This window comes from Streptomyces sparsus, assembly GCF_054776295.1.
Genome location: NZ_BAAHCA010001428.1, coordinates 1 through 856 on the forward strand (window position 1 = coordinate 1; position 856 = coordinate 856).

Below are 856 nucleotides of genomic sequence, written 5' to 3' on the forward strand. Positions count from 1 at the left end.
CCGGCTCGGACGCCGCGGCGCTCGCCCTCCGGGCCAGCCCCGACGGTGACGGCTGGCGCCTCACCGGCACCAAGACCTGGATCTCCAACGCCCCGGAGGCCGACTTCTACACCGTCTTCGCCCGCACCACCGCGGACGCCGGAGCGCGCGGCATCACCGCCTTCGTCGTCCCCGCCGACCGTGCCGGGCTGTCCGGCACGGCCCTGGACATGCTCTCCCCGCACCCGCTGGGCACCCTGGAGTTCGACGGCGTGCACGTCACCGCCGACGACCTGGTGGGCGCCCCGGACGCCGGCTTCACCGTCGCCATGCGGACCCTCAACCTCTTCCGGCCCAGCGTGGGCGCCTTCGCGGTGGGCATGGCCCAGGCCGCGCTGGACGCCGCCCTCGCCCACGCCGCGCAGCGCCCGGCCTTCGGCGGAGTGCTGCGTGACCTCCAGGCCGTCTCCCACCGGCTCGCCGAGATGGCCACCCGTGTCGAGGCCGCCCGGCTGCTCGTCTACGCCGCCGCGGCCGGTTACGACCGGGGGGACGGGGACGTCGTGCTGCGCGCGGCGATGGCCAAACTCCAGGCCACCGAGACCGCCCAGTACGTCGTCGACCACGCCGTGCAGATCCACGGCGCCGCCGCCCTGCAACGCGGCCACCTCCTGGAACACCTCTACCGGGAGGTCCGCGCCCCGCGCATCTACGAGGGCGCGACCGAGGTGCAGCGTTCGATCATCGCGAAGGAGCTGTACCGATGACCGACCCCGCCCGCCCCGAGCCCCTTGCCGGCTCCGAGCCCTCCGCCGGCGTCGGCCGCGAGCCCCTCGCCGACGCCGCCGACTTCGCCGGGCCGGACGCCGACCGGGCC

The 856-nt window shown here is 75.9% G+C and carries 1 protein-coding gene; it reads left to right on the forward strand.

What is annotated here, in order from left to right; genetic code table 11:
* Window positions 1-746: acyl-CoA dehydrogenase family protein (locus ACYVE9_RS28860; protein ID WP_461030831.1), on the forward strand; the 746-nt coding region annotated here is incomplete at its 5' end.
* Window positions 747-856 lie beyond the last annotated feature (110 nt).